General features: G+C 71.9%; 23 protein-coding genes and 1 pseudogene. 10 read left to right on the top strand and 14 right to left on the bottom strand.

Translation table 11 applies throughout. From position 1 onward, the window contains the following. Positions 1-54 precede the first annotated feature (54 nt). The 3 genes from I2W78_RS01905 to I2W78_RS01895 all read right to left on the bottom strand — a co-directional run bounded on the left by I2W78_RS01905 (position 55) and on the right by I2W78_RS01895 (position 2,063). Complete coding sequence (locus tag I2W78_RS01905) at positions 55-468, bottom strand: Zn-ribbon domain-containing OB-fold protein (protein ID WP_196456339.1); 414 nt, start codon at positions 466-468, stop codon at positions 55-57. A 150-nt stretch (positions 469-618) separates the two neighbouring features. Further along, positions 619-1,287, bottom strand: a complete 669-nt coding sequence (locus I2W78_RS01900) for a TetR family transcriptional regulator (RefSeq protein WP_196464366.1) — start codon at positions 1,285-1,287, stop codon at positions 619-621. A gap of 101 nt (positions 1,288-1,388) precedes the next feature. Beyond that, on the bottom strand, positions 1,389-2,063 hold the full coding sequence (locus I2W78_RS01895; protein ID WP_196456338.1) for an anti-sigma factor antagonist: 675 nt from the start codon (positions 2,061-2,063) through the stop codon (positions 1,389-1,391). A 131-nt stretch (positions 2,064-2,194) separates the two neighbouring features. Between I2W78_RS01895 and I2W78_RS01890 the strand changes: the two genes are divergently transcribed. Further along, complete coding sequence (locus tag I2W78_RS01890; protein ID WP_196456337.1) at positions 2,195-2,545, top strand: helix-turn-helix domain-containing protein; 351 nt, start codon at positions 2,195-2,197, stop codon at positions 2,543-2,545. 69 nt (positions 2,546-2,614) lie between these two features. Here I2W78_RS01890 and I2W78_RS01885 read toward each other — a convergent pair whose 3' ends face one another. The 3 genes from I2W78_RS01885 to I2W78_RS01875 form a co-directional block, all read right to left on the bottom strand. Beyond that, positions 2,615-5,014 carry a SpoIIE family protein phosphatase gene (locus tag I2W78_RS01885; protein ID WP_307783578.1) on the bottom strand — a complete coding sequence of 800 codons (2,400 nt, stop codon included), beginning with the start codon at positions 5,012-5,014 and terminating at the stop codon, positions 2,615-2,617. A gap of 135 nt (positions 5,015-5,149) precedes the next feature. Then, positions 5,150-5,530: a hypothetical protein gene (locus I2W78_RS01880; protein WP_196456335.1), complete on the bottom strand. Its 381-nt coding sequence runs from the start codon at positions 5,528-5,530 to the stop codon at positions 5,150-5,152. A 313-nt stretch (positions 5,531-5,843) separates the two neighbouring features. Then, positions 5,844-6,767, bottom strand: coding sequence for a MurR/RpiR family transcriptional regulator (locus I2W78_RS01875; RefSeq protein ID WP_196456333.1), 924 nt, complete (start codon positions 6,765-6,767; stop codon positions 5,844-5,846). 444 nt (positions 6,768-7,211) lie between these two features. Between I2W78_RS01875 and I2W78_RS01870 the strand changes: the two genes are divergently transcribed. Continuing rightward, positions 7,212-9,047: a hypothetical protein gene (locus I2W78_RS01870; RefSeq protein WP_196456331.1), complete on the top strand. Its 1,836-nt coding sequence runs from the start codon at positions 7,212-7,214 to the stop codon at positions 9,045-9,047. Here the strand turns inward: I2W78_RS01870 and I2W78_RS01865 are convergent. Then, on the bottom strand, positions 9,044-9,676 hold the full coding sequence (locus tag I2W78_RS01865) for a nucleoside/nucleotide kinase family protein (RefSeq protein WP_196456329.1): 633 nt from the start codon (positions 9,674-9,676) through the stop codon (positions 9,044-9,046). The two genes, I2W78_RS01870 and I2W78_RS01865, sit on opposite strands and share 4 nt — an antisense overlap. A 108-nt stretch (positions 9,677-9,784) precedes the next feature. On the opposite strand from I2W78_RS01865, the pseudogene I2W78_RS01860 reads away from it, so the two are divergent. From I2W78_RS01860 to I2W78_RS01845, 4 genes and pseudogenes are all read left to right on the top strand, one after another. After that, positions 9,785-10,179: pseudogene (locus I2W78_RS01860) on the top strand (YybH family protein). Positions 10,180-10,256: 77 nt separating this feature from the next. Continuing rightward, positions 10,257-10,997 (top strand): beta-phosphoglucomutase family hydrolase, encoded by a 741-nt coding sequence (locus tag I2W78_RS01855; protein ID WP_196456327.1) that lies wholly within the window; start codon positions 10,257-10,259, stop codon positions 10,995-10,997. Beyond that, the gene (locus I2W78_RS01850) at positions 10,994-13,351 is read left to right on the top strand and encodes a glycoside hydrolase family 65 protein (protein WP_196456325.1); all 2,358 of its coding nucleotides are present in this window, start codon (positions 10,994-10,996) and stop codon (positions 13,349-13,351) included. Before I2W78_RS01855 ends, I2W78_RS01850 begins: the two co-directional genes overlap by 4 nt. Positions 13,352-13,439: 88 nt before the next feature. Further along, positions 13,440-14,885, top strand: a complete 1,446-nt coding sequence (locus I2W78_RS01845; RefSeq protein ID WP_230885295.1) for a hypothetical protein — start codon at positions 13,440-13,442, stop codon at positions 14,883-14,885. A 58-nt stretch (positions 14,886-14,943) separates the two neighbouring features. Here I2W78_RS01845 and I2W78_RS01840 read toward each other — a convergent pair whose 3' ends face one another. Next, positions 14,944-15,192, bottom strand: a complete 249-nt coding sequence (locus tag I2W78_RS01840; protein ID WP_196456323.1) for a hypothetical protein — start codon at positions 15,190-15,192, stop codon at positions 14,944-14,946. Continuing rightward, positions 15,189-16,520: a S8 family serine peptidase gene (locus I2W78_RS01835; protein ID WP_196456321.1), complete on the bottom strand. Its 1,332-nt coding sequence runs from the start codon at positions 16,518-16,520 to the stop codon at positions 15,189-15,191. Before I2W78_RS01835 ends, I2W78_RS01840 begins: the two co-directional genes overlap by 4 nt. Before the next feature lie 299 nt (positions 16,521-16,819). Here I2W78_RS01835 and I2W78_RS01830 point away from each other — a divergent pair, with 299 nt between their 5' ends. Both I2W78_RS01830 and I2W78_RS01825 read left to right on the top strand, forming a co-directional pair. Next, entirely contained in the window at positions 16,820-17,530 is a 711-nt protein-coding gene (locus tag I2W78_RS01830) for an AfsR/SARP family transcriptional regulator (protein WP_196456319.1), read from the top strand. Positions 17,531-17,610: 80 nt separating this feature from the next. Next, positions 17,611-18,681: a ferritin-like domain-containing protein gene (locus I2W78_RS01825; protein WP_196456318.1), complete on the top strand. Its 1,071-nt coding sequence runs from the start codon at positions 17,611-17,613 to the stop codon at positions 18,679-18,681. Between the two features lie 20 nt (positions 18,682-18,701). Here I2W78_RS01825 and I2W78_RS01820 read toward each other — a convergent pair whose 3' ends face one another. Further along, positions 18,702-19,655: a hypothetical protein gene (locus I2W78_RS01820; RefSeq protein ID WP_196456316.1), complete on the bottom strand. Its 954-nt coding sequence runs from the start codon at positions 19,653-19,655 to the stop codon at positions 18,702-18,704. Between the two features lie 11 nt (positions 19,656-19,666). Next, positions 19,667-21,139: an APC family permease gene (locus I2W78_RS01815; protein WP_196456314.1), complete on the bottom strand. Its 1,473-nt coding sequence runs from the start codon at positions 21,137-21,139 to the stop codon at positions 19,667-19,669. A 414-nt stretch (positions 21,140-21,553) separates the two neighbouring features. Here I2W78_RS01815 and I2W78_RS01810 point away from each other — a divergent pair, with 414 nt between their 5' ends. Continuing rightward, entirely contained in the window at positions 21,554-22,048 is a 495-nt protein-coding gene (locus I2W78_RS01810; protein WP_196464363.1) for a DUF5709 domain-containing protein, read from the top strand. Positions 22,049-22,079: 31 nt separating this feature from the next. On the opposite strand, the gene sthA is transcribed toward I2W78_RS01810, so the two are convergent. The 3 genes from sthA to I2W78_RS01795 all read right to left on the bottom strand — a co-directional run bounded on the left by sthA (position 22,080) and on the right by I2W78_RS01795 (position 25,083). Then, a complete protein-coding gene (gene sthA, locus I2W78_RS01805; protein ID WP_196456313.1) occupies positions 22,080-23,483 on the bottom strand; it encodes a Si-specific NAD(P)(+) transhydrogenase in 1,404 nt (467 codons plus the stop codon). Positions 23,484-23,643: 160 nt separating this feature from the next. After that, positions 23,644-23,850, bottom strand: a complete 207-nt coding sequence (locus I2W78_RS01800) for a hypothetical protein (protein ID WP_189699376.1) — start codon at positions 23,848-23,850, stop codon at positions 23,644-23,646. A 108-nt stretch (positions 23,851-23,958) separates the two neighbouring features. Continuing rightward, positions 23,959-25,083, bottom strand: a complete 1,125-nt coding sequence (locus tag I2W78_RS01795) for a PP2C family protein-serine/threonine phosphatase (RefSeq protein ID WP_307783577.1) — start codon at positions 25,081-25,083, stop codon at positions 23,959-23,961. 122 nt (positions 25,084-25,205) lie between these two features. Here I2W78_RS01795 and I2W78_RS01790 point away from each other — a divergent pair, with 122 nt between their 5' ends. Further along, the gene (locus I2W78_RS01790; RefSeq protein ID WP_196456312.1) at positions 25,206-25,484 is read left to right on the top strand and encodes a GlsB/YeaQ/YmgE family stress response membrane protein; all 279 of its coding nucleotides are present in this window, start codon (positions 25,206-25,208) and stop codon (positions 25,482-25,484) included. Positions 25,485-25,507: the final 23 nt, after the last annotated feature.

The following is a 25,507-nucleotide window of genomic DNA, read 5'->3' as shown; positions in this document are numbered from 1 at the left end:
CGGCCACCGAGGCAGAAGGCCGGGCCCGTCAACTCGGGTGCGGGCGAGGCCCCGTCAGGTCCAGGCCCGGTACGGCTCGTCGACCAGCTGGAACACCGGCTCGCCCCGGACCGGGTCCTTGGCGGTGGACAGCCGTACCCGGTCGCCGCTGTGGATGCCGACCGGCGGACCCATCACCCGGCCCCGGACCACGAACCCCTCGGACATCTCGACCAGGGACACATTGCGCGCGGCGGGCGTGTTGCGGTGCACCACCGTGGAGTGGCGGACCGTGCCGGTGCCCTCGCTGCGTTCCGTCCGCAGATCGCTGCCCTGGCAGACCGGGCACAGCAGCCTGTGGTACATGGCGGTGCCGCACCAGGTGCAGCGCTGGAAGAGCATGGCGTCCTGGTCGGGGGCTCGATGGTCGAGGACGCCCGCGGCGGAGCCGGATGCCTGCTGAGCGACGTTTCCTGAGTGGTGGTACACGCTGGTCAACTCCCTGCGCTCGGCCGGAAATCCCGCGTGCGCGACGCCGCGCGCACGCCTGTGCGCGGCTCACCGTGCCACCGTGCACGCCCACAGCGTATGGCACTCAGTGCCACAGGTAAAGGCACTCCGTACCCCGGAATTCGTGGATCAGTCCCGGCCGAGCGTGGTCTCGATCTCCTGCACCACCCGCCACAGGGGAGCCCCGCGCCGCGAGACGACGACCACCACGTCCTCGGGCCGATCGTCCGGCGGGGGCGTGGGCGCACCGCCGAACGTGGCCTGCACCAGGCCCAGGGCGTGGTCCACCGCCGCGGTCGCGTCGCCCCTGCCGTCCGAACGCAACCAGGACCGCAGCGCGTTGTTGTGTGCCGCGACCACGGCCGCCGCGATGACGTCCGCCCGCAGGGTGCCGTCGCGCCGGCCCGCGAAGCGTCCGCGCAGATACTCGGCGAGGGCCCGCTCGTAGCGCCACACCACCGACAGTTCGTACGCGCGCAGCCCCGGCACCTTCTTGGTGAGCCGGTAGCGCTGCACCGAGAAGGCCGGGTTCTCGGCGTACATCCGCAGCACCAGCCGGGCCGCGTCGCAGACCCGCCCGACGGGTTCGTCGTCCGCGTCGCCGGTCGAGAGGAACGCCGTCATGTCGGCCAGGCACCGCTCGTGGTCGGGGAAGACCACGTCCTCCTTGGACGGGAAGTAGCGGAAGAACGACCGCCGCCCGACTCCCGCGAGGGCCACGATGTCGTCGACGGTGGTCTGTTCGTAGCCCCGCTCCAGAAACAACTGGAACGCCGCCGCGACCAGGGCATCCCGCATGGGCGGTTTCGCGCTCATGGGACGGAACGTAGCACCTGAACAGGCCTGATGGCACTCAGTGCAGCGCAGATGGGGAACTGAGTGCCCTGCTCGTGACGGTGCTATGCCTCCCCGTCACCCTGCGCTCCCGGGGCGTCGGACTCCGACAGCCGGGCCACCGCCGCGGCCACCTGACGCTGAACCGAGTCGGGCAGCGGTTCTCCCTTCACGGCGGACACCAGGTCCTGGGCGAGTCGATGGAGTTTGGTGTTGGTGTTCTGCGACACCATCACCAGCACGTGCCACGCGTCCTGCGGGCTCAGCCCGAACGTGGCCATCAGCACCCCGCGAGCCAGATCGATGGTCGGTCGGGTCTGCATGGCCCGGCGCAGCTGAACGACCTCCACGCCGAGTTCGTGGTCGATGCCGTCGTCGGTTTCGGCAGTGAACAGGGACAGCGTCCCCGTGAGGGAGAGCAGCCGTTCCGTCGCGAGGCTGTGGGACTCGATCGTCACCGTCCTGCCGTCCGCGAGGGCCTGTTCGCGGATGGCGAGCAGGACGTTCAGGGCCGAGCAGTCGCAGAAGGTGACGCCTCCCATGTCGAGGTCGATGCCCTCGGTGGCGGACTTCAGAGCCTGGCGCAGGATGTCACTCAGCTCGTCGGCCGCCTGCAGGTCCAACTCCCCGCGCACCACCACGACCGAGCGGGCGCCGTCGGGCTGTGTGGCGATCGACAGCGACCGCGGCGGCACGGCCGCGGGGGCAGCGGGCTGCGTGGAGTACGCAGGCTCCGGCATGACCGACACTCCTTCGAAACTCCTGCCTGTCGTCTTCACCAGCGTCGACCTCGCGCCGAGATACGTCAAGGGATACATGAAATCTGGTTCGCGTTTTTGAATGCGGGAAACCTCGGTCCTATGATGGGCCCATGGGTGGAGTGCCTGAGCCGCATACTGGATGGACCTTCCTCACCAATCACGCCCGGGTGTTGGCTGCCATCGCCGATGATCACAACGCCCGCGTACGAGACATCGCGGCGCACTGCCGGCTCACCGAGCGAGCCGTGCAGAAGATCATCGTCGATCTGGAAGAGGCCGGTTACCTCTCCCACCGGCGTGAGGGGCGGGGCAACGCGTACCGCATCGAGCCCTCAAAGGTGCTGCGGCACCCGGCCGAGGCGGGACTGACCGTGGCTTCGTTGCTGGCCCTGCTTGTCCGCGACGAGGCACATCGCGGCCGGGAGTCCGCGGACAGCGGGGCGTCGGTCGGCGAGAGTTGAGACGCGCGACGCCCGCCCGTGCGCGGGATCGCACGCAACGGGCGAGCTGACGGGGGATCACCCGGGCCTCTACGCCAGGTCCGCCGGATCTGTCGGCACGCGGATGTCCACCACACAGACGTCGTCCCGGCGTTCCTCCTCCAGCACGGCCGCGAGCAGCGGGCCGAGGGAGCCGGGCTCGTCGGTGTGGTGGCTGACGAGTGCCCGCGCGAGCCGTTCCAGGCCACGGTCGATGCCCTCCGCGGGGCGCTCGACCAGCCCGTCCGTGTACAGCAACAGCCGGTCGCCGGGCTCCAGTCGGCACTCCGCCTCCTCGAAGACCGGCGTGGTGCCGGCCCCGAGCAGCATGCCGCCGGGCCGGCCGAGCCGCCGTGCCTCGCCCGCGCGCACCAGCAGCGGCGGCGGATGGCCGGCCTGGGCCCAGACCAGCCGTCGCTCGTCCGGCCGGTAGTGGGCCAGCACCATGGTGGCCGTGCCGTGCGGGTCGCGGGAGTGCAGCAGCAGCGTGTTGAGCCGGCTGAGCGCTCCGGTCAGCGAGGACCCCGTGATGACCATGCCTTTGGCGGTGAAGCGGAGCTGGGCCATCGTGGCGACCGCGTCGATGCCGTGACCGGCGACATCGCCGACCACGAACAGAGCGGTGCCGTCCGGCAGTTCGATGGCGCTGTACCAGTCGCCGCCGACGTGGATCCCCGACTGCGCGGGCAGATACGCCACCTCCACCCGCAGCCCGGCCAGCCGCAGCGGCTTGTCCGGCAGCGGCAGCAGCGCGTGCTGGAGCCGGGCGGCCAGCGCCCGTTCGGCCTGGAGCACCCCGTGCTGGGTGAGGATCGCCCGTTCGCTCTCCACCAGGGCGAGTTCGGCGCTGCGCTGGGCCGTCAGGTCCTGGACGAAGCCGTGCACCTCGGCGGGCGAGCCGTGCACGTCCGCCACCGCCTCGGCGACGGCCCGCAGATGCCGTACCCCACGCGCCGTGCGGCTCCGGAACGGTACGTCGACCGGACGTCCTTCGCGCACGAGCGCCCCGATGGCGCGGGTCAGCACCGGGACGTCCTCCGGCACGGCGAGGCCGGGCAGTTCGGACAGCCGAACCGGGCCGTGCGTGGGGTCGCGGTCGAGGATGGCGAAGATCTGGGCGGACCAGGTGACTTCGTCGGTGACCAGGTTCCAGTTGGCCCAGCCGAGGTTGCCCAGCCGCTGTACGTCCGCCAGCCGCTGCTCCTGCCGGTCCGAGGGGTCGTGCCGGATCCAGCTGACGACGAGCCCGTCGCCCAGCCGTGCCACCCGTACCGAGTACGTGGACAGTTCGGCGACGCCGGCCACGACGTCCTGCTGCGCGAACGGCTCGCCCTCGTACGGCTTTCCGGCGCTCAGCACCTCCAGGCACCGCTGCCACAGCGACTCGTCCGCCACCGGCGGCCAGCACTCCAGGATCCGCAGCCCGATCAGTTCACGACCGGTGCGTCCGACGACGTCGATCGCCTCCGGGGTGGCCGCGTCGATGCGGTAGTCCTCGATGTCGCCGGAGGGGGCGCGCAGTGGCGTGAGCAGCATCGCCGCACCGGGCAGCGTGTCGAACACGGCCTGTACGGCGTCGACGGAGCCGTCGGCGGCGGGCTCCGGCCGGGCGTCGAAGGCCCGCAGCCGGCCCGCGCACAGCCGGACGACCGCCCGTAGATGCTCGCGGGTGCGCGGCGTGAACGGGCCGGGGCGGGTGCGCAGTACGCCGATGGAGATCTCGGCGGTGTCGCCGGTCACCACCGGCAGCCAGGCACGCGATCCCCAGCGCTCGGGCGGGTCGCCGATGAGCTGGAACCGCTTCCCGTCCTCCGCCAGGTCCTCCAGCCAGCGCGCCTGACGGGTGCGCAGCGTGTCCAGCGCGGCGATGCCGGTCAGTGGGGGCACCTGACGCCACTGGGCGGCCAGTGTGGCGTCGACGCCCGCGTGCCCGACCAGTTCGAGGCCGTCGGCGGGGAGCCGGGCGAAGATCATGACCGCGTCGGCGGCGACGGTGTCCGCGAGATGCTCCAGCAGGCACCCGGCAAGCTCGTGCGGGGTGCGGACGCCGACGAGCGCTTTGCCCAGCCGCCCCAGGGCGGTGGATCCGTCGTCGGACGGCTCGCGGGCGGGAGGGGGGACCGGGACGCCGGGGGTGTCGGGCGGCGGAGTGGCCCGGTCGGGGGCCGGGACGGCCCTGCCGGGGGAGCCGCTGCCGAGTGTGATCCAGCACTCCTCGATCAGCGTGCGGTTCCCGGCGTTCGCGCGCCTGAGGAGTTCCTCGTGCGCCGCGTCCGCGGAGCAGCCGGTGAGCGCCATGACCGCGCCCTTGGCCCGCTCCAGGACAGCCGAGGTCGCCGCCAGGTCCCGCAGCCGGTCCAGCTCGGCGCGTCGCCCGGCCATGGCTCCGGCCGATGTGACCGTGTCCGATCCGGTGCCGTTCTCCGCCGGGATCGCGGGGTCGCTCGTCACGCGTCGAGCATCGCACAGGGACCCCCCTGAGAGCGCAAGGCCGTCGGGAGGGAATCCACTCGAAAGTGCAAGCCGGAGGCATGACCGTTTACGGCGGTCCCGGGCGGCGGGGCGCCCCCTGAGGAAACTGTCCCCTCAGCGCCCCGAGTTGTGCTCCACCAGCGCGTCGGTCACCGCCCGCACGCTGCGCGCGATGTGCTGGAGTTGCAGCACCTCGGCGGCGTACAGCTTGATCGTGTGCTCGATGACCGACTCCGGCATGCCGAGTCGCGGCAGGTCTGCGCGGGCCGTCTGCAGGGCGGTGCGGGCGACGCGGATCTCTTGCTGGACCTGGATCTGCGCGTGCCGGGCGAGCAGCACCGGGTGGCGGATCAGCGCCGGATAGCCGGCGTACCGCGCCGGTACCAGCTCGCGCAGCCACTTGGCCGCCGATCGCTCCCAGTCGTAGCTGCCGGGGGTCTTGACCTGGCACGGCCAGTCCGGGCGGGTGCGCGTGGACGTCAGGGGCATGATCATCGCTTCCGGTGTGCGGCGGTGCGGAGATGGTCCGCGGTGGTGGGGCGGCCCCGGCCTAGGGGATGACCGGGGCCGCCCCGACCGAACACCCAGGGCACCGACGTGGGTAGGGGACATCGGCTTCGGGTGTTCGTGCGGGCACCCTGGAGGGCAGGCCTGTTGCATGAGCAGATGGTCGGCTCTCCTCGGGCGGTGCGGATCCGCGAGCAGTATTTATATATGCCGATCGCTTTGCAAGGCGTATGAAAACATTCATGCGCGCTTTGAAACGAAAGGTCCCTGTGTATTGCCGTTCAGGTGGGGGCGGGGGAGCTCAGTCCCGCAGGAAGAACTGGTGCTGGTCGGAGACCTGCTCGTACGCCTCCAGCCGGGCCTGGGTGCGCTCGGGATCGGCGTCCGTCATGGCCTGCAGCAGCGCGGCAGCCATCACGCCGGGCGCGGCGTACGAGTCGAAGACCAGTCGGGAGCCCGTGCCGGTGGCGAAGGTGACATCGGCCTCGTCGGCGACCGGTCCGAGCGCCAGGTCGGTGATCAGGGCGACGCGCAGCCCGGCGCCGCGCGCGAGGCGTACCGCGGCGAGGGTCTCCTGGGCGTGCCGGGGCAGCGAGAAGGCCAGCACCCAGGTGCCGCCGGCCTCGCGGGACTGCAGCAGCGCGTCGTAGGCGACGCTGCCGCCCAGCGTCACCAGGCGTACGTCGGGGTGGATGCGGCGCGCGGCGTAGGCGAAGTACTCGGCGAGCGAGGCGGAGATGCGCAGGCCCAGCACGGTCAGCGGAGTCGACTGCGACAGCTGCCGGCCGATCGCGATGACCTGGTCGGGGTCGGCGAAGTCACGGCGCAGGTTCTCCAGGTTCTCGATCTCGGCGTCCACCGCCGCCTGGAGCTCGTTGCCGCGGTCCTCCTCGGCGGTCGCGGGGCCGCCGGCCAGCGCGCCGAGGGCGATGGCCTGGAGCTTCTCCCGTAGCGCGGGGTAACCGCTGAAGCCGACCGCGCCGGCGAAACGCGTCACCGACGGCTGGCTGACCCCGGCCCGGTCGGCGAGCTCGGTGATCGACAGGAACGCCGCCTCGGTGATGTGCTCGATCAGGTACTGGGCGATGCGTCGCTGCCCCGGCGACAGTCTTGGCTGGTCGAACAGTGCCCTGAGCTGGGAAGTCGGGGCGGCCTCCGCCTCGGGTGCGCTCTTGCCCGAGGTGATCGCGGATGCCTGTGCGCGGGCCTGCTGCGGCGATGCCACCGGTGCGCCTCCTTTGCTTCCCACGGAGCTTCAACATAGCTCACGCACCGTGGCGACCAGGGGCGCACGCCCGCCACCGGAGCCGTGGCCGGTGCGGGAGCCGGGGCGGTACGCCGGCTCCCGCACCGGCCGGATGTCACCGCTTCAGGAGCCGTACCGACAGCCCGTGCGCGGTGTACACGGGCACGGCCCGCAGTGCGTCGGAGTCCAACTCGACCCGGTCGAAGGGGTGGGCGAGGCGTGCGAGGAAGGTCTACGGGCGAGTTGTGTCGGTCCGGGGGTGGTCCGGCGACGGGGCCATGGCCTGGGGATGAACGAGATCCGGTGAGCTCTGTGCGGATACGTTCGTCGCGCCTGTCGGACGCTGGTGTTCGCCGTGCGGACGCGTGCGGTCGGATGCGATCGCGCGTTCACCGGGCCGGCCGGGCGGAAAGGCTGACGGGTGTGCACCTCCCTTACCAGCGCCGCCCGTTGCACGATCTGCCGGACAGCCCCGAGGCCTACGACGCCGTCCTCGCCGCCGTCACGGAGCAGGCCCTGGCCCGCATCACGCCCGACGGCAACCTCGAACACCCCGACGCCGTCCTCGACGTCGGCGACACCTCCCTCGGCGTCACGTCCCTGCTGGCGCTCGCCTGGCAGCGCGGCCGGGATCCGCGCCTGCCCGAGGCGGTACGCCGCAGCCTCGCCTTCCATCTGCGCGAGCGGGTGTTCCGCGAGGACAACCCCGGCTACCCGAACCTGAGAGTCCGCGACTCCGGGCTGCCGTACGCCCGTTTCGCCCTCCGGGCGGGCGCGCACCCGCACGGCGACTGGCCCAGCACGGTGTGGGCGCTGCTCCAGACGGTCAACGTGCTGGACGCGGCGGACGGCCTCCTCGACGACGAACCGGTCAGCGAGCTGCGGGAGTTGGCCCACGGCTACTGGCGCCGGCTGACCGAGGCCACCTTCTTCAACCCGCAGCGGGCGGGCAACCAGGCGATCGCCTGCGTCGTCGGCGGCCTGATGCTGGCCCGACACCTCCCGCCCGCAGAGGGCAAGCCGGTCCGGCTCCGCGCGATGAGCCTGTACGACCACGAGATCCGCGCCCGCCGGATCCGCGACCGGGGTGCCCTGCTGCCGCCGGAGCACGCAGGGGCGTACGACAACAACTACGGCCCGATCTCGCTGTCCTTCCTCGCCCAGGCCCACCGGGTCAGCGGCGAGGAGGTGTTCGCCGAGGACGGCGACGCGCTCGCCCGCTATCTCGACGCCCGCCTGACCAGCGGCGGCTTCGACGTCGGCGGGCCCCGCTACAGCGAACAGCACTGCGGCTTCGAGGCGGTTCTGGGCCTGCGCCACTTCGGCCGCCGCATCGGCGCCGACCTGGGCCGCTACCGGGGTGACACCCGCTGGGCCCGGCACGCGGCACAGCCCGACGGCGGGCTCGACGGCCACTTCGCCTTCATGCTCGTCTGGCAGATCCAGGACACCCCGGGCTGGCACCGCACGCCCTCGACGACCCCCGCCCGTCACCAACTGCGCGCGGGCGGCGTGTCGGTGGCGTTCGACGACCGGATGACTCCGTCACTGGTCGAGGCGGCGGGCACCTACTACCTCCCCGCCGCAGTCCACCGCCAGCACGGCTTCGGCCCGGTGACGGACGGCTTCCTGCTGTGCCGCCCGTTCGGCGAGGTCCGCGTCCGCGACGTCCGCACCGGCGGCCTCGCGGCCAAGCTGGTCACCCAGCCGGTCGTGGACCGCGCACACGTCCTGCGCCATGTGCGGTCCCTGTACGTCACCGACGGCACCCGGCTGTGGGTGACGGTCGCCGTGGCGCGGCTGGCCGGGACGCCGTATCTGCTGGCCGGGATGCCGTACGCGGCGGACGACGGCGACCGGGTGCGCAGGACCGCACAGCCCGCCCGCGTGACCTCCGCGGGCCCGCTGCGCCTGACGCACCCCGCATCGCCGGGCACGGACCACTTCGACGCCCGCGCGGAGGTCACCCAGGAGCAGGCGGCGTTCGCACTCGCCGCCGACCCGCGTGTCTTCGGCGACCCGGACGAGAGCTGGCGGCACCTGGTCTCCTCCACGGCCCTGGAGGCGGACCCGGCCCAGGAGGCACCGGCGGACCTGCACGTCTTCGCCGTGCGCTACGGCTGTACGACTCCGTTCGCTCCGACCTTCGAGGCCGACCCGCGCGGCCTGATCGTCCGCACCGGGGCCTTCACGGCCCTGATCGGCGACGCGGCGGGCGACGCCCACGGCGAACCGGAGCTGATGCTGGAGCCGTCCTAGTCCGTGGCGACGACCAGGTCCGCGCGGTCCCGGGTCGTCGCCACCAGCTCGGCGTTGCGCTGGTCCGTGCCCAGCACCCACGCCTCCGCCTCCTCGCGGCCCTTGCCGAACTCCTCGTGCCGGGCGACGAGGCGGCGGATCCGCTCCGGCTCGGGCAGCTCGCAGAACCACACCTCGTCCAGCTGCGGCCGGACACGCGCCCACGCGCCCGAGTCGAGCAGCAGGTAGTTGCCCTCGGTCACGACCAGCCGGGCGGTCGGCGGGACCGGGATCGCCCCCGCGATCGGCTGCTCCAGGACACGCTCGAAGCCGGGCGCGTACACCACGTCGCCGCCGTCCTCGTGCAGCCGCCGCAGCAGCGCCGCGTACCCGGCGGCGTCGAACGTGTCGGGCGCGCCCTTGCGGTCGCGGCGGCCGAGCCGGTCCAGCTCGACGTCGGCGAGGTGGAAGCCGTCCATGGGGACGTGCGCGACCCAGGGCCGGCCGGTGCCGTTCAGCTCCCGCACCAGGCGTTCGGCCAGGGTCGTCTTGCCCGCGCCGGGGCCGCCGGTGATGCCCAGAACGGCCCGGCGGCCGTTCGCCGGGAGGTCACGGGCGCGGGCGAGGAGGTCGTCGAAGGTCACCGGCACACAGCCGAGTGTGTCATCCGGGCGACGAGCGATGAGTTCCGGCTCCCGGCAGAGTCGGATCAAGGAGAAGCGATGAGACGGAGACGAGACAGAAGGGAGCCGCCGACCATGTCCGACGACGAGAACCGGATCCGCGACCTCATCACCCGGTGGGCGCAAGCCGTCCACCGCGGAGACCTCGACGGCGTCCTCGCGGACCACACCGAGGACATCGTCATGTTCGACGTGCCGCCCCGCACGAGGGCGTCCGCGGCATCGAGGCCTACCGTGACACCTGGCCGCCGTTCTTCGAGTGGCAGTCCCAGGGCGCCTCCTTCGAGATCGAGTCCCTGGACGTCACGGCGGGCACCGACGTGGCCTACGCCCACGCCCTGCTGCGCTGCGGCACCCCCAAGGAGCTGGCCGCCCGGCCCACCCTGCGCTTGCGGCTGACGATCGGTCTGCGCAAGGAGGACGGCCGCTGGCGGGTCGCGCACGAGCACCACTCGTTCCCGCTCGACTGACGGCCCGACGGGCGGGGGCACGCGCGTGTGGCCCCCGCCACCCACTGGACCCCGTCGAGCGGGGAAACCGGTCCTGTATGACGCAGCTCGGTCTTCCCGAAGAAATCCTGGCCTGCCTCTTCGACCTCGACGGGGTCGTCACCAAGACGGCCGTGGTCCACGCCGCCGCCTGGAAGGAGACCTTCGACGCCTTCCTGCGCGAGCGCGAGGGCGGCTCCTTCCGGCCGTTCGACGCCGTCGCCGACTACGACGAGTACGTGGACGGCCGCCCCCGCGCGGACGGCGTGCGCACCTTCCTCGCCTCCCGCGACATCCACCTGCCCGAAGGCACCCCCGACGACCCGCCCGACGCCCCGACCGTGCACGGCGTCGGCAACCGCAAGAACGACCTTCTCCTGGAGAAGATCCGCAGCGGAGGCGTCGAGGCCTACGACAGCACCCTGCGCTACATCGAGGCGGCCCGCGCCCAGGGCCTGCGCACGGCGATCGTCTCCTCCAGCGCCAACTGCCGTGACGTGCTGCGGGCGATCGACGCCGAGGACCTGTTCGACGTACGCGTCGACGGCGTCGTGGCGGCGGAGCGCGAGCTGCCCGGGAAGCCGCGACCGGACACCTTCCTGGCCGCCGCCCACGACCTCGGCGTCGAGGCGCGGCAGGCGGCCGTCTTCGAGGACGCGCTGGCCGGCATGGACGCGGGGCGCGCGGGCAACTTCGGTTATGTCGTCGGCGTAGACCGCGCCGGACAGGCCGAGGCCCTGTACGCGCACGGCGCGGACCGGGTCGTAGGGGATCTCGCCGAACTGGGGGGCAAGGAGTGATCGCACAGGGGGCGTACGCCGTCGAGCCGTGGACCGTGCGGGAGACCGACCTCACACTCGACGTGCTGGCACAGAGCGAGTCCGTGTTCGCGCTGTCCAACGGCCACGTCGGCTGGCGCGGCAACCTCGACGAGGGCGAGCCGCACGGCTTGCCGGGCTCGTACCTCAACGGGGTGCACGAGCTGCATCCCCTGCCGTACGCCGAGGCCGGATACGGCTATCCGGAGTCGGGTCAGACGGTCATCAACGTCACCAACGGCAAGGTCGTCCGGCTGCTGGTCGACGACGAGCCGTTCGACCTGCGCTACGGGCGGCTCGTCGCGCACGAGCGGACCCTGGATCTGCGCCGGGGCGTCCTCGAACGGGTCTGCGAGTGGACCTCACCGGCCGGTTCGACGGTGCGGGTGCGCTCGACGCGGCTGGTGTCGCTCACACAGCGGGCGATCGCCGCCGTGGCGTACGAGGTGGAGCCCGTCGACAGCCGTACGCGGGTGGTGATCCAGTCGGAGCTGGTCACCAACGAGAGCCTGCCCGAGCCGAACGGCGACCCGCGTGCCGCCCGGGCGCTGAAGTCCCCGCTGGAGCAGGAGGAGGGCTTCGCCGACGGGCCCCGGCTGCGTCTCGTGCACCGCACCCGGCGCAGCGGTCTGCGCGTCGCCGTGGCAGCCGACCACGTCGTCACCGGCCCCCAGCGCACCACCACGAACAGCGAGAGCAACGTGGACGTCGCGCGCCTGACCGTCACCTCCGTGCTCGACCCCGGTGAGCGGCTGCGGGTGGAGAAGCTGGTGGCGCACGGCTGGTCCGGCGCCCGCTCCCGGCCCGCGATGAGCGACCAGGTGGAGGCGGCGCTCGCGGCGGCCGCGCACAGCGGCTGGCAGGGGCTGCTCGACGAACAGCAGGCCTATCTGGACGACTTCTGGGCGCGGGCGGACGTCGAGGTCGACGGCGACGAGGAGATCCAGCAGGCCGTCCGCTTCGCCCTCTTCCACGTCCTGCAGGCCGGCGCCCGCGCGGAGGGCCGGGCGATCCCGGCCAAGGGCCTGACCGGCTCCGGCTACGACGGCCACGCCTTCTGGGACACCGAGACCTTCGTGCTGCCCCTGCTGACGTACACCTCGCCCGGTGCCGTCGCCGAGGCGCTGCGCTGGCGGCAGAACACCCTGCCCGCCGCCCGCGAACGCGCCACTCAACTCGGCCTGCGCGGCGCCGCGTTCCCGTGGCGCACCATCGAGGGCTCGGAGGGCTCGGCGTACTGGCCCGCCGGTACCGCCGCCTTCCACGTCAACGCCGACATAGCCGACGCCGTGGTCCGGTACGTGGCGGCGACCGGCGACCGCGACTTCGAGCGGGACACGGGCGTGGAGCTGCTGGTGGAGACCGCCCGGCTGTGGCGCTCGCTCGGCCATCACGACCCCCACGGCACCTTCCACATCGACGGGGTGACCGGCCCGGACGAGTACAGCGCGATCGCCGACGACAACACGTACACCAACCTCATGGCCCGGGCGAACCTGCTGGCCGCCGCCGACGCCGTGGAACGCCACACCGAACAGGCCGCGCGCCTGGGCGTGGACGAGGAGGAGAGCGCCGCCTGGCGCGACGCGGCCACCGCCATGCACATCCCGTACAACCACGACCTCGGCGTGCACGAGCAGCACGTGGGCTTCACCCGCTACCAGCGCTGGGACTTCGAGTCGACGGGCCCCGAGCAGTTCCCCCTCATGCTGCACTTCCCGTACTTCGACCTCTACCGCAAGCAGGTCGTCAAGCAGGCCGACCTGGTCCTGGCGATGTACACCTGCGGCAGCCACTTCGACGACGAGCACATCGCCCGCAACTTCGCCTACTACGAGCCGCTGACGGTCCGGGACTCCTCGCTCTCGGCCTGCGTCCAGGCCGTGATCGCCGCCCAGGCCGGCCACCCCGGCCTCGCCTACGACTACACCGTCGAGGCGGCCCTGATGGACCTGGCCGACCTGGAGCAGAACACCCGCGACGGGCTGCACATCGCGTCGCTGGCCGGAACGTGGACGGCGCTGGTCGCCGGTTTCGGCGGGATGCGCCGCGACGGCGACACCCTGCGGTTCGCGCCCCGCCTGCCGGAGCGGTTCAGTCGGCTGGCGTTCACGATCCAACTCCTCGACCGGCGCCTGCGCGTGGAGATCACCCCCGACAAGGCCACGTACACCCTTCTCGCCGGCCCGTCCCTGACGATCGGTCACCACGGGGAACCCCTGAACGTCAGCCCCGACAGCCCCGCCGTTCGCATGGTCCCCCCGACGCCCGTCCGACCGACCCCGAAGCAGCCGCCGCACCGCACACCAAAAGCACACCCCGCCTCCATGAGTTAGGTTTCTTCATGTTTTCCTTGATTACACCCCTGGTTCATGACCTGTGGGGGTGTCAGAGACCGGTGAGCCACGGGGGAGGGGCCGGATCATGGCCGAAAGTGCGAGGATCACCCGCGTAGGAGCGCTACGGTTCGGTTCGCCGAGCGCCCCGGCGGTGGTGGCGGGCGCGTTCACCGTGGCGCAACTGCTGTTGGTGCCGCCCGTCATGGGCCTCGGCTGGGACGAGACGGTGTACGTCAGCCAGGTCGGCGACCAGGCCCCCGCCGCCTTCTTCAGCGCACCCCGCGCCCGGGGCGTCTCCGTGCTCGTGGCGCCGATCGCGTCCTGGTCGACGTCCACCGCACTGCTCCGCGTCTACCTCGCCCTCCTCGCCGGCCTCGGCCTCTACCTGGCCCTGCGCTCCTGGCGCGGCCTGTTCCCGCCGCGCGTCCTGGCCACCGCCGGCGCCCTGTTCGGCACCCTGTGGGTGACGCTCTACTACGGCCCGCAGGCCATGCCCAACTACTGGGTGGCGATCGGCGCCCTCATCTGCGTCGGCTGCTTCGTGCGGGCCCGGGAGGGCGGCCCGGCACTGTGGGGCGTCGCCGCGAGCGCCGCGCTGATGGCGTTGATGCGGCCGACGGACGCGGTGTGGGTGACCGTTCCGCTGCTGGTCCTCGCCGTGGGCGCACGGCGGTGGCGGGCCCTCGGGGCACTGCTGGCGGGCCTGGCGGCCGGGGCCGCGGAGTGGATCGTCGAGGCGTACGTCAGTTACGGCGGCCTGGGCGAGCGGCTCGCCGAGGCCTCCCGCATCCAGGGCGGACTGGGCCTGAACTTCGCCGTCGACGACCAACTGCGCAGCCTGGGCGGCCGTACCCTCTGCCGCCCCTGCACCGCCCCGATGCCCGACCCGGCCATCGCCCTGTGGTGGTTCGCCCTCCCGCTCCTGGCCGCGCTCGGCCTCGCGATCGCGATCCGGGCCGGCCGCACCACCCCCACCCTCGTCGCCGTGGCCTGCGCCACGACGGCCGGCGTGCCCTACCTCTTCCTCATCGAGTACGCGGCACCGCGCTTCCTGCTGCCCACCTACGCGCTCCTCGCCCTCGCCGTCGCCGACGCGCTGTGGCACCTGGTCAAGGCACCGGACGGGCGGTGGCGACCCGTCGCGGCGACACTCGTCGCGCTCGGCCTGGTCGGCCATCTGGTGGTGCAGTACGTCGTCGTGGACCGCACCGCGCAGCGCACCGTCGCCGACCGCGAGGTGTGGGCCCGCACCGCCGACCGACTCCACAGCCTCGGTGTCAGCCCGCCCTGCCTGCTCACCGGCCACGAGGCCATCCCCCTCGCCTACTACACCGGCTGCTCCTCCGGCGCGGTGCGCGGCCACAACGCCAACACCACCGTGGCGGCCATCCTGAGCACCGCCCACCGCATCCCCGTCGCCGCCGTGACCACGGCGGACGGCCACCCGCCGGCGTACGCCCGCGACTGGAACGTCCACCGGATCGAAGGGCTGCGGGTGTACGTCGCACCGGTGGCCCGCGCGGTCCGGTAGGCGTCGTGCCGCGGGTTCTGACGGCAGTGAACGCGTCGTGCGCCCGCGTTCCGCCGGCTCACTGAGTCGGGGAGTCCGGCGGAGGCAGGCGCACGGTGCGTTCCCGGTCGACCGAGTCGACGCCGTCGATCGCCTCCAGGGTCGGTATCAGATCCTCCGGGGCGGTGCCGGAGAGCGTGCCGAGGGCCGGCTGCCGGCCCGTCACCGTCAGCCCTGCGCGTCGCAGGGTTTCGACCAGCTCCGCGAACCGGTCGGGGTCGACCGCGAGGATGACCCCGACCGGTGCGGAGCGCGATCCCTCGTTCACGGGGCCTGGAGCAGACCCACACCGACATCCCTGGCGGGGTGTGTCAGCGGGAACGCACTGGACAACAGACTGTCCTTGAGCCGGGCCGCGGAAGCGCCGCCGTTCGCCTCGGCGAGCAGGGCGAGGACACCGGCGACGTGCGGCGTGGCCATGCTGGTGCCCGAGTGCGTCGCGTAGCCACCGCCCGGGGCGGCCGAGTGCACGAACCTGCCGGGGGCGGCGATGTTGACCTCGCCACCCTGGCCGTTGATGCCTCCGCAGGAACTGGCGGCCGTCTTCAGAGCGGGGTCCAGCGAGCCCACGGCCAGGATGGACGGGCAGTTGGCGGGGCGCTCGACGGGCGCCACGAATCCGGGCCTTCGGCTGCTGTTGCCCGCCGCGGCGACGATCACCGTGCCGCGTTCGAGCGCACGCTGGGCCAGGATCTCGTACGTCTGCGGGAAGAGCTCACCCTGCCGGACCGGAGCGCCCAGCGACAGGGAGATGACCCGTGCCCCACGGGCCATCGCCCAGGCGATGGCCGCAAGGATCCCGCCGTCCCCGCCTTCGCCCTCGCTGTTGTTGAGTACTTTCCCGGCGAGTACGCGTGCCTCGATCGCCACGCTGTAGCGGGGCCCCCGCTGGGGGGTGGCCGGACCGGCGGCGGTGCCGATGCAGTGGGTGCCATGGCCCTGGACGTCCTCGACGGTCTCGCCGACTATGAACGAGGCCGTGTCGTCGAGGTGCCCGGCCAGGTCGGGGTGATCGGTGTCCACGCCGGTATCGAGTACGGCGATCTTCACTCCCCGTCCGGTGAGGCCGGAGATGTTGGCCCTGATCGCCTGGAGTCCCCAGGTGGTGTGCTGGGCGTCCCACGCCGGCCCCTGGACGGCGGCGGTTTCGGCCTGGGACGTACGCATGACGACGTCCTCGTCGCTGCGGTACGCGGGGTAGAACTCGGTCGGCGCCTGCTGCGGGGCGGTGATCGGCGAGGCGTACACCAGACGCTCCGGCTCCGCCGCGAGGATCGTCGATTCCCCCTCGGCCGTGGTCACCAGAGCATGCCGCTGCTCGGGCCGCACTTCCACGACGGCGGCGGCGAGGTCATCGAAGAGTACGGAGACATCGGGGCGTTCCAGGAGTTCGGCGACGCCCGTCATCTCGGCTCCCCGGACATGCTCCACCGGCGCGATGTCCGCCGAGGCGCGCAGAGCGCTCAGTCCGCTCTCCTGGTTGCGTTGGTCGAGCAGGACCACGTACCGACCGGTGTAGCCCGTGCTCTGGCCCGTGACGGAGCCATCGGGGCGGTCGGGGCGGTCGCCGAAGGCTCGCATGGGTCCGTTCGTCATGGAAATCCCGCTCTCTCGTTCTCTGGATCGGACACGCGGTGTGGTATCACGCGGTGTGGTATTCGGATGGGACACGCGCCGCGATGAACTGCCCGTTGCAGAAGGTGCCGCGACAGCGGCGGAATAGGTGGAGGCTGCGCCGAGGCGCCTCCGCATACACCATCAGTCTCATCCCGGCCAGCGGGTACTCGCAACTGCGGCTGACGCGCCTCGATGAGCCGTCGGCGGTCGGGTGACATACCGTGGAAGCGGCCTGCTCGGCCCTGTCGTGATGTCAAACGCGCTGTGCGAGAAGGCGGATGTCCATCTCGGCTTTTCCTCCCCGACTGCGGCTCCTCGGTCAGTTCCGGCTCGAATTCGGCGCCGAGCCCGTGAACCTCTGCATGAATGGGCAACGACTGCTGGCGTTCCTCGCGCTGCGCAAGTGCGCCACGCGCGGCGAACTCGCCGGCACGCTCTGGCCGGACACCACCGAGGAACGCGCCCGGGGCAGCCTGCGGACGACCCTGTGGAAACTGCCGCGCGAAAGTCAGCCGCTGATCCATTGCCACGGGGAGACGATGGCGATCACCAACCAGGTGCGCGTGGATGCCCACGCCCTGGCCGAGACCGCGCTCGGCCTGGTCCGCTCCCGTGGGTCCCAAGGCGACGGTGCGGCGCCGATGGATCTCCTCACCTGCGGAGATCTGCTTCCGGGCTGGGCCGAGGACTGGGTGCTCTTCGAGCGGGAACGGCTGCGCCAGCTGCGGCTGCACGCCCTGGACGAACTCGCCGAGAGCCTGGCGAGGCGGGGCAGCCCCGCACTGGCGCTGGAGGCCGCCCTGGCGAGCGTACGCATAGAGCCGCTGCGGGAGAGTGCGCACCGGGCGGTCGTCTCGGCTCACCTGCGGGAAGGCAATGTGATCGAGGCGATACGGCATTATCGCGCGTTCCGGCGGCTGCTGCGCGAGGAACTCGGCGTCGAGCCGTCCCGGGCACTCGCCGAGATGATTCCGGCGCCGTATCGATGACGCCGGAGTGACGGCGCCCGGCTACGCTCGTGACGGGAAAGGCGTACGAGAGGGATTTCTCCGCACGGAGGGAGTTCTCCGTGACTTCTGTTCTCGAATACCGCAGCAAACGCATCGTCGAGTTGCTGGACGAGCCCGCGGAACTTCGCGACGCCGACTGGCTGAAGGAGGCCCTGCAGCAGGCAGTCATGCTGGAACTCGCCACGCTGCCGCCGTATTTGTGCGGCCTGTGGTCGATCGACGATTCCGCGCGGGACGGGGAAGCGTCCTCCGCGATCGGGCGGATCGTGTTCGACGAGATGTCCCATCTCGGTCTCGCCGGAAATCTGCTCACCACCGTCGGTGGAGTTCCCCGGCTCGCGGACGCGAGGGCGGTGCCCGCGTACCCGGGCCCGTTGCCGGGCGGTGTACGACCCGAACTCACCGTGTTCCTCAGCGGATTGTCCAAAGACTCACTGGACCTGTACTCGCGCATCGAGGAACCCGACCGACCGGTCGCGGCAGCCGAAACGCACACGTCGATCGGGGCCTTCTACACCGCGGTGCTGGAGGCGTTCCGCAGCCATCCGGACCTGATCACCGGAGGCCACCAGCTGACCAGGAACATGCCGCACCACGGCGAGGGCAACAATGTGGGCGCGCTCAGATCCCTGGCCGATGTCGAAGCGGCCATCGGGGTGATCAAGGAGCAGGGCGAGGGCACCTCCGCATCGCCGGAGAACCCCCACCCCGGGGAGCCCGAGGAACTGGCCCACTTCTATGTCTTCCGGGAGATCTTCCACGGCCGCAAACTGGTGAGGACCGCAGAGAACCCGGACCGGTGGGAGTTCGCCGGCGCCGAGATCCCGATGCCCCCGGCCCTCCCCATGGGCAGGGTCCCCTCCGGAGGCTGGGGAACCTCCGGCCCGCTGGCGCCGGACCCGGAGACGAGGCAACTCCTCGACGCCGTCAACCGCACCTACAGTCAGATGCTGCGCTTCCTGGAGGCCGCCTGGCAGGCTGATCTGCCCGCCACCGCCAAGGAACTGCTCAACAAGGCCGTGGGCCAGATGTTCGCCCTCCAGGATCCGGCCCGGGCCGCGATGCGGAGACCGCTGCCCGACGGCAGCGGAAGGACCTACGGTCCGGAGTTCCTGTTCACCGACGGATAGTTCACCGACGGGGTTCGGTCTCACACCCGCAGCTGGCCCCGCCACCGGATGATCTCCTTCGCCGGATCTCCGGTGTACGACCAGGGCGTTCGGGTGTACTGGCGGCCGAGCAGACGGAGCAGATCTGCGGCGATGTCCGAGGTGCCGGCGTGACAGGCGGCGTGCGCCAGGTAGTTGAGGTCGCGCAGCTCGACCGGGGTGACCGGAGTGTCCGGGCGTTCCTGGATCCAGCGCTGCCAGGTGCGGCGTACGTCGCTGACGGCGCCGTCGTGGTCCCAGTGCTGCCCGAGACCGACGGCGGAGCGGTGGCCGTGGGCGGCGTCCAGGGCGTAGCGGAACTCCTCGACGCGGGCGTACTGCACCAGCACCGGCAGCGCGCAGCCGGGCGGGGCCAGTCCGGCGGTGTCGCGGGCGAAGTCGTACATCAGGCCGTGGGTGCCGTGCCAGCGGGAGGAGTAGTAGTGCAGTACCTGGATGTGGCCCTCCATGCTGTACTGGTCCCGCTGGTGCAACTCCTCCCACCAGCGGGCCAGTTCCCGTCGGCGCACCCCCTGCGGGTACAGGCGGGCCACGGAGATCAGTGAGATCCACGGCGTCGGGTCCGCCGGGTACGCCTCCGTGGCGCGCAGGCACGCCAGCACCGCGCCGTCGATGCGCTCCCGGTCGATCGGCACGCCCCGCCCGGCCGAGATGGCCAGGTTGAACGCCCGGGCCGTCTCGGTCGCGGCCCGCAGAACCAGCGCGTCGGCGCTGTGCGGTTCGGCGGCCAGCCAGGACTCCACCGCCGAACTGCCCGCGCAGGCCTGCGCGAGCAGCCGCACCCGGTGCCCCCGCAGGGGCCAGTCGGGTCCGGTGGACCGCAGCAGTTCACGCAGTCCCTGCCAGCGGCCGATAACGATGTCGTGGCGGGCCGCGGTGAGGTCCGCGTCCCCGCAGTCGGGGTCGAAGTCGGGGGTGAAGCGGTCGCGCGCCATGGGGGTCTCTTTCAGAAGTCGGTGGAGAGACCCTCGTGGCTGCGGGACACCGCGGCCGCATGGCCGTCGGGCGTGTAGTCCGACGCGATGGCGCGGGTGGCGTCCAGCCGGTCCGGGCGGTAGTAGTCGCTGCCCCGCTGCCAGTACCAGAGCATCGGCACCAGACCCACGGCGAGCCCTCCGACGCCGATCGCGACCGCCGTCACGCTCAACTCGCCCAGGGACTCCACGAAGATCCAGAACATGAACAGCGAGCCGAGCAACGGCCACACCCCGCCGAGCAGGAAGTGCCCCGGTGAGCGCAGCAGCATGCCCCGATAGGCGACGACCGCGGCGAGGCCGGCCAGTCCGTAGTAGACGGCGATCTGCAGACCGATCGCCGAGATGGCATCGGAGAGGATGTCGCCGACCGAGCCCAGTGTGTTGGCGGCGACGAACATCGCCAGCGCCACCGCGCCGACCACGGCGATCGCCACCCACGGCGTGTTCCACCGACGGTGCACCCGGCCCAGCGCGGCCGGCATGGTACGGTCCCGGCCCATCGCGAACAGCGACCGCGTGACCTGGATGAGCGTCGTCTCCAGCGTGGCGATGGTGGACAGCATCACGGCCGCGACGATCAGCTTGCCGCCCCAGCCCGGCCAGATCTCGTCGCCGAGCACGGCCAGCACGTCGGCGCCGTTCTCCTCGATCTGCCGGGTGGAGAGCACGATGTTCACCGCGATGGTGAACACCAGGAACAGCAGGAAGACGATGCCGATCCCGATGAGGCCCGCCAGGCCCGTCGTACGGCGGCTGTTGCGGGTCTCCTCGCTGAGGTTGCAGGCGACGTCCCAGCCCCAGTAGTAGAACGCGGCGACCAGCGCCCCGGCGGCGAAGCCCGACAGGCCGTCGAAGTGGCCGAACCCGAGCCAGGACCAGTCGAACGTACGGGCGTTGTCCGAGTGCAGCAGCGCCAGCACCGCGAAGACGGCCAGGATGACCAGCTCCACACCCGACATCAGCAGCTGCGCGCGCACGGTCAGCCGGGCGCCGCCCAGCACCACCAGCAGCATCAGCAGGAACCACCCCGCGCCCACCACCGAGGCGAGCGCGGTGTCGTCCGCCAGGTCCTTGTCGAACAGGGCCAGCGTCATCGACCCGGCGGGCAGCGAACCGGCCACCATGAAGATGGTCGCCGACACCACCAGCGCCCAGCCGCTGATGAACCCCAGGAACGGGTGGAGCGTACGGCCCACCCAGGAGTAACTGGCGCCCGCGTTCACGTCGATACGGCTGAGACGGCTGAACGCCAGCGCGATGCCCAGCATGGGTATCGCGCAGTACAGCAGAGCCGCCGGGCCCGCCAGCCCCACTGCCCCGAACAGAACGGCCGTGGTGGCGGCCAGCGAGTACGCGGGGGCGCTGCCCGCGACCGCCATCACCACGGTGTCGAACGTCCCGAGGGCGCCTGCCTGCAGCCCTCTGCCCGTGCTCTTGCTCATGCCTGCGCTGCTTTCGACTTGCACGACGCGAGGGCGAACGCCCCGACGGCGTAAGTGGTGTGGGGGGTGGTGAATCCGCCGTCGACCGAAGAGGGATGGCCTCGGGCCGGGGCGGCTGGAAACGGGGAGGGTGCGGTGGTGGCCGCCCCGTTGTCGGACGGTCACACCGTGTGTGCGAGTGATGATAGCCCCGCGCGTCGGCCGTGCAAGATTCCCCCCGGGAAAACTCCTGCGGACTGCCGCACGGCCAACTCCCACGCCGGTCAGGGACCTTGCCGCCCGAGAAGCGGAACCGGCGTGGGCGCCGTGCGATCCGCCCGGCAGGAAGCGCGCATGGAGCGCCCTCGACGGGAAACGCGGACAGGGACCGACGCCGAGATCGACGAGTCGACGCAGCACGACAGGGAGGCAGCCATGGGCAGCGAAGGGACGCGCCCCGAACCGGTGGCGGACGCCGCGACGGCCGACGACGCCTACCAGCCCACCGGGACCAATGAGGAGCAGGCGGACGCGGCGCCCCTCGACCTGCAGGACGCCGTCGACGAGCGCACCTACGACGACACCCTGGACGAGGGTTACTCGCCGCCGGAGAAGCCCCTCGGCGTCACCAAGCACGGCACCACGGCCGGCGAACAGCACACCGGCGAGACCCTCGACCAGCGCCTCGCCCAGGAGCGGCCCGACGTGGCCGAGCCCGCCGGGGACGACATCGGCGACCTCCCCGGCGGCGCGGGCGAGCCGGTCGACCCCGAGGCGGGCACCGAGCGCGCCGGGCGTCTGGTGGCGCCGGACGAGGGCGCACACCCGGACACCACCAAGGAGGAGGTCGCCGAGGACAAGGGCGTCGACGCGGGGGCCGCGGGCGCCGAGGAGGCGGCCGTGCACGTCGTGGACGAGGACTCGCCCTGACCGGCCTGTCGGCTCGGTCGGCTCGGTCGGCTCAGTCGGCGATGCGGTCGATCTGGCGGAGCTTGTTCGTGGCGTCCAGGGCGGCCACCTTGTAGGACTCCGCCAGCGTCGGATAGTTGAACACCGCGTCGACCAGGTAGTCGACCGTGCCGCCGCACCCCATCACGGACTGCCCGATGTGGATCAGCTCGGTCGCGCCCGTGCCGAAGCAGTGCACGCCGAGCAGCGTGCGGTCCTCGGGCGAGACCAGCAGCTTGAGCACGCCGTGCGAGTCGCCGATGATCTGCCCCCGGGCCAGCTCCCGATAGCGGGAGACCCCGACCTCGAAGGGCACCCGGTCCTCGGTGAGCTGGTCCTCCGTACGCCCCACGAAGCTGATCTCCGGGATGGTGTAGATGCCGATCGGCTGGAGGTTGTGCATGCGCCCGACCGGCTCCCCGAACGCGTGGTACGCCGCCGCCCGCCCCTGCTCCATGGAGGTCGCCGCCAGCGCCGGATAGCCGATGACGTCGCCTACGGCGTAGATGTGCGGCACCTGCGTGCGGTAGTGCTCGTCTACCGCTATCCGGCCGCGCGCGTCGGCGGTCAGGCCCGCCTTGTCGAGGTCGAGGCCGTCCGTGAGGCCCTGCCGGCCCGCCGAGTACATCACCGCGTCCGCCGGGATCTTCTTGCCGCTCTCCAGCACGGTCAGGGCACCCCGGGGATGCCGCTCGACCGCGGCGACGGTCTCCCCGAACCGGAACGTCACCGCGAGGTCCCGCAGGTGGTACTTGAGCGACTCGACGACCTCGACGTCGCACATGTCGAGCATCCCGGCCCGCTTCTCGACCACCGTCACCTTGCTGCCGAGGGCGGCGAACATGCTGGCGTACTCCATGCCGATCACCCCCGCACCCACGATGACCATGGAGCGCGGGACGCGTTCGAGGGCCAGGACGTTGTCCGAGTCCATGATCGTGCGGCCGTCGAACTCCACGCTGTCCGGCCGGGCGGGCCGGGTGCCGGTGGCGATCACGACGTGCTCGGCGCTGATCAGCCGCTCCTGGCCGCCCACTTCGTGCAGGGCGACGGTGTGCGGGTCGACGAAGCGGCCGGTGCCGGCGAACAGGGTGACGTGGTTGCGGGACAGCTGGCTGCGGATCACGTCCACCTCGCGGCCGACCACGTGCTGGGTGCGCGCGATCAGGTCGGCGACGGTGATGTCCTCCTTCACGCGGTAGCTCTGCCCGTAGAGGTCGCGCTGGGTGAGACCGGTGAGGTAGAGCACCGCCTCGCGCAGCGTCTTGGAGGGGATGGTGCCGGTGTGGATGGAGACCCCGCCGACCATGTCGGGGCGGTCGACGACGGCGACCCGGCGGCCCAGCTTGGCCGCGGCGATGGCGGCCTTCTGGCCACCGGGGCCGGATCCGAGGACGAGCATGTCGAAGTCGGGCACCCTCGGAAGTGTGACAGCCCACCCGGCCTCTCCGTAAGGGCGAAACCGTGGTGCAGGAGCCAATACGGCGGCACTTGAGGCGTGTTGACGGCCGGCCCGGCGGATCAGGTCGCAGGAAACCGGCGCTGGGTCGTCTGCGGCATGATCCGCCGGACAGGTCCTACGGCAGCAGCTTGTCGAGTGCGGCGTCGCCCTCCTGTGCCAGCTTGCGCCGCGCCCACTCCAGGTTCTTCGGTGTGAGGTCCTTGCCCGAGGCAAGCACCACGTCCTCCGGTGACACGTCCGTGCCGGTGCGGGGGTGGAGCAGGGCGTCCGGGGTGACGCGGTCCGCGGGCTGCCGGGACGCGTCGGGCTGTGGCGTCGACATGATCTCTGCTCCTCCGGTCCGGGGGTTCTGCCGCGGACCCGGTGCGGTCATCGGGTCCACTTACACCATTCAACGCCGGAGCACACCCTGCATCCCGAAGCCGCAGCCCTACGCGCTGTTCCTGATCGGCTCCTGCGGCGGCCGGGGAGCGAGAACGAGCATCGTGACGTCGTCGTGGATGCTCCGGGTGTGCCGGAGCAGGTCCTCCCACACGCGGTCGGGCAGGGCGGCGGGGGTGCTCCCGTTCAGCAGCGCCAGCCGTTCGGACACCGGGTAGAACGCGCCGGCCGGGTCACGGGCCTCGAAGACGCCGTCCGAGGCCAGGAACAGCCCGTCGCCCGGCTCCAGCCGCACGGTGACCCCGCGGTGCGGGGTGCTGTCGGCGAGGCCCAGCCCCAGCGGCATGCACGCCTCGACCCCGATGTCCGTGGCCTGCCCCGCGCGCAGCAGCACCGGCGGCGGATGCCCGCAGGCCACCACCCTGACGGACCGCGCGTCGCGGGCGAACTCCAGCAGCACGACGGTCGCGAACAGATCGGCATGCCGGGCCTCCGCCGAGTCCACCGTCAGCCGGCGGTCCAGCCGGCCGGCCACCGATTCCAGGTCGGGCTGGTCGAGCACCGCCTCCCGGAAGGCGCCCAGCAGCGAGGCCACCGTGCCGACGGCCGCCAGACCGTGCCCCTGGACGTCGCCCAGCACCGCGCGCACCCCGTAGGGCCCGTCCCGCACGTCGTAGAAGTCACCGCCGACCAGCGTCCCGCGCTGCGCCGCCCGGTACAGGCCCGCACAGCGCACCGGCCCGACCACTTCCGGCAGCGGCGGCAGCAGGGCGCGCTGCGCGGCCTCCGCGATGGTGCGCTCGAGGTCGAGCTGGGCGTCGCGGTGACTGCGGACGAACGACACGAACACGCTCAGTGCGGCGACGAAGCCGATCGTCCACAGGTCGGTGTTGCCGGGCCGGTTCAGCTGGAGCGCCGGGACGTGCAGCAGCGCGATCGCCGCCGCGCCGAGGATCGCCGTCGCCAGCGGCCCGTACGACAGGACGGCCAGCGGCGGGATGGCGCCCAGCAGGAAGCCGATGTCGAGCGGGTCGTGGCTGACCACCGTGGCCAGGGCCACGCCCGCGATCAGGGCGACCGGCAGCACCCGCACCCAGCGTGGCGGCGGCGCGCCCCGCAGCCAGCCCCGCCGGTCCCGGTGCCGGATCCGTGACAGGACCTGCGCCGTATCCACACCACCACGCTACGCCGGGCCGGGATGTCGTTGCCGGGTGTCATGTTCCGGTTTCTGGTTTGACAACGGCTTCTTGGCGCATCCGGTAGGGGAACACAGTTCCGACGGAGGGTGGAGGAGACGTGGGCATCATCGCCTGGATCCTGATCGGGCTTCTGGCCGGCGCCATCGCCAAGCTGCTGCTGCCGGGCAAGGACCCGGGCGGGATCATCATCACGATGCTGATCGGTGTCGCCGGTGGTCTGCTCGGCGGCTGGCTGGGGAAGGTCATCTTCGGCGTCGACTCGATCGACGGGTTCTTCGACCTGTCGACGTGGGTCGCCGCGATCGTCGGCTCGCTCATCCTGCTCCTGCTGTACCGGGCCGTCACCGGCGGCCGGCGTTCGCACCGGCACGCCTGAGGCGTGACCCCGAGCAGAGCGGG

Origin of the sequence: Streptomyces spinoverrucosus, assembly GCF_015712165.1 — a bacterium.
GTDB classification, from domain to species: domain Bacteria; phylum Actinomycetota; class Actinomycetes; order Streptomycetales; family Streptomycetaceae; genus Streptomyces; species Streptomyces spinoverrucosus_A.
Note: the sequence above shows the minus strand (reverse complement) of the source record. Positions and strands in the feature narration are given on the sequence as shown.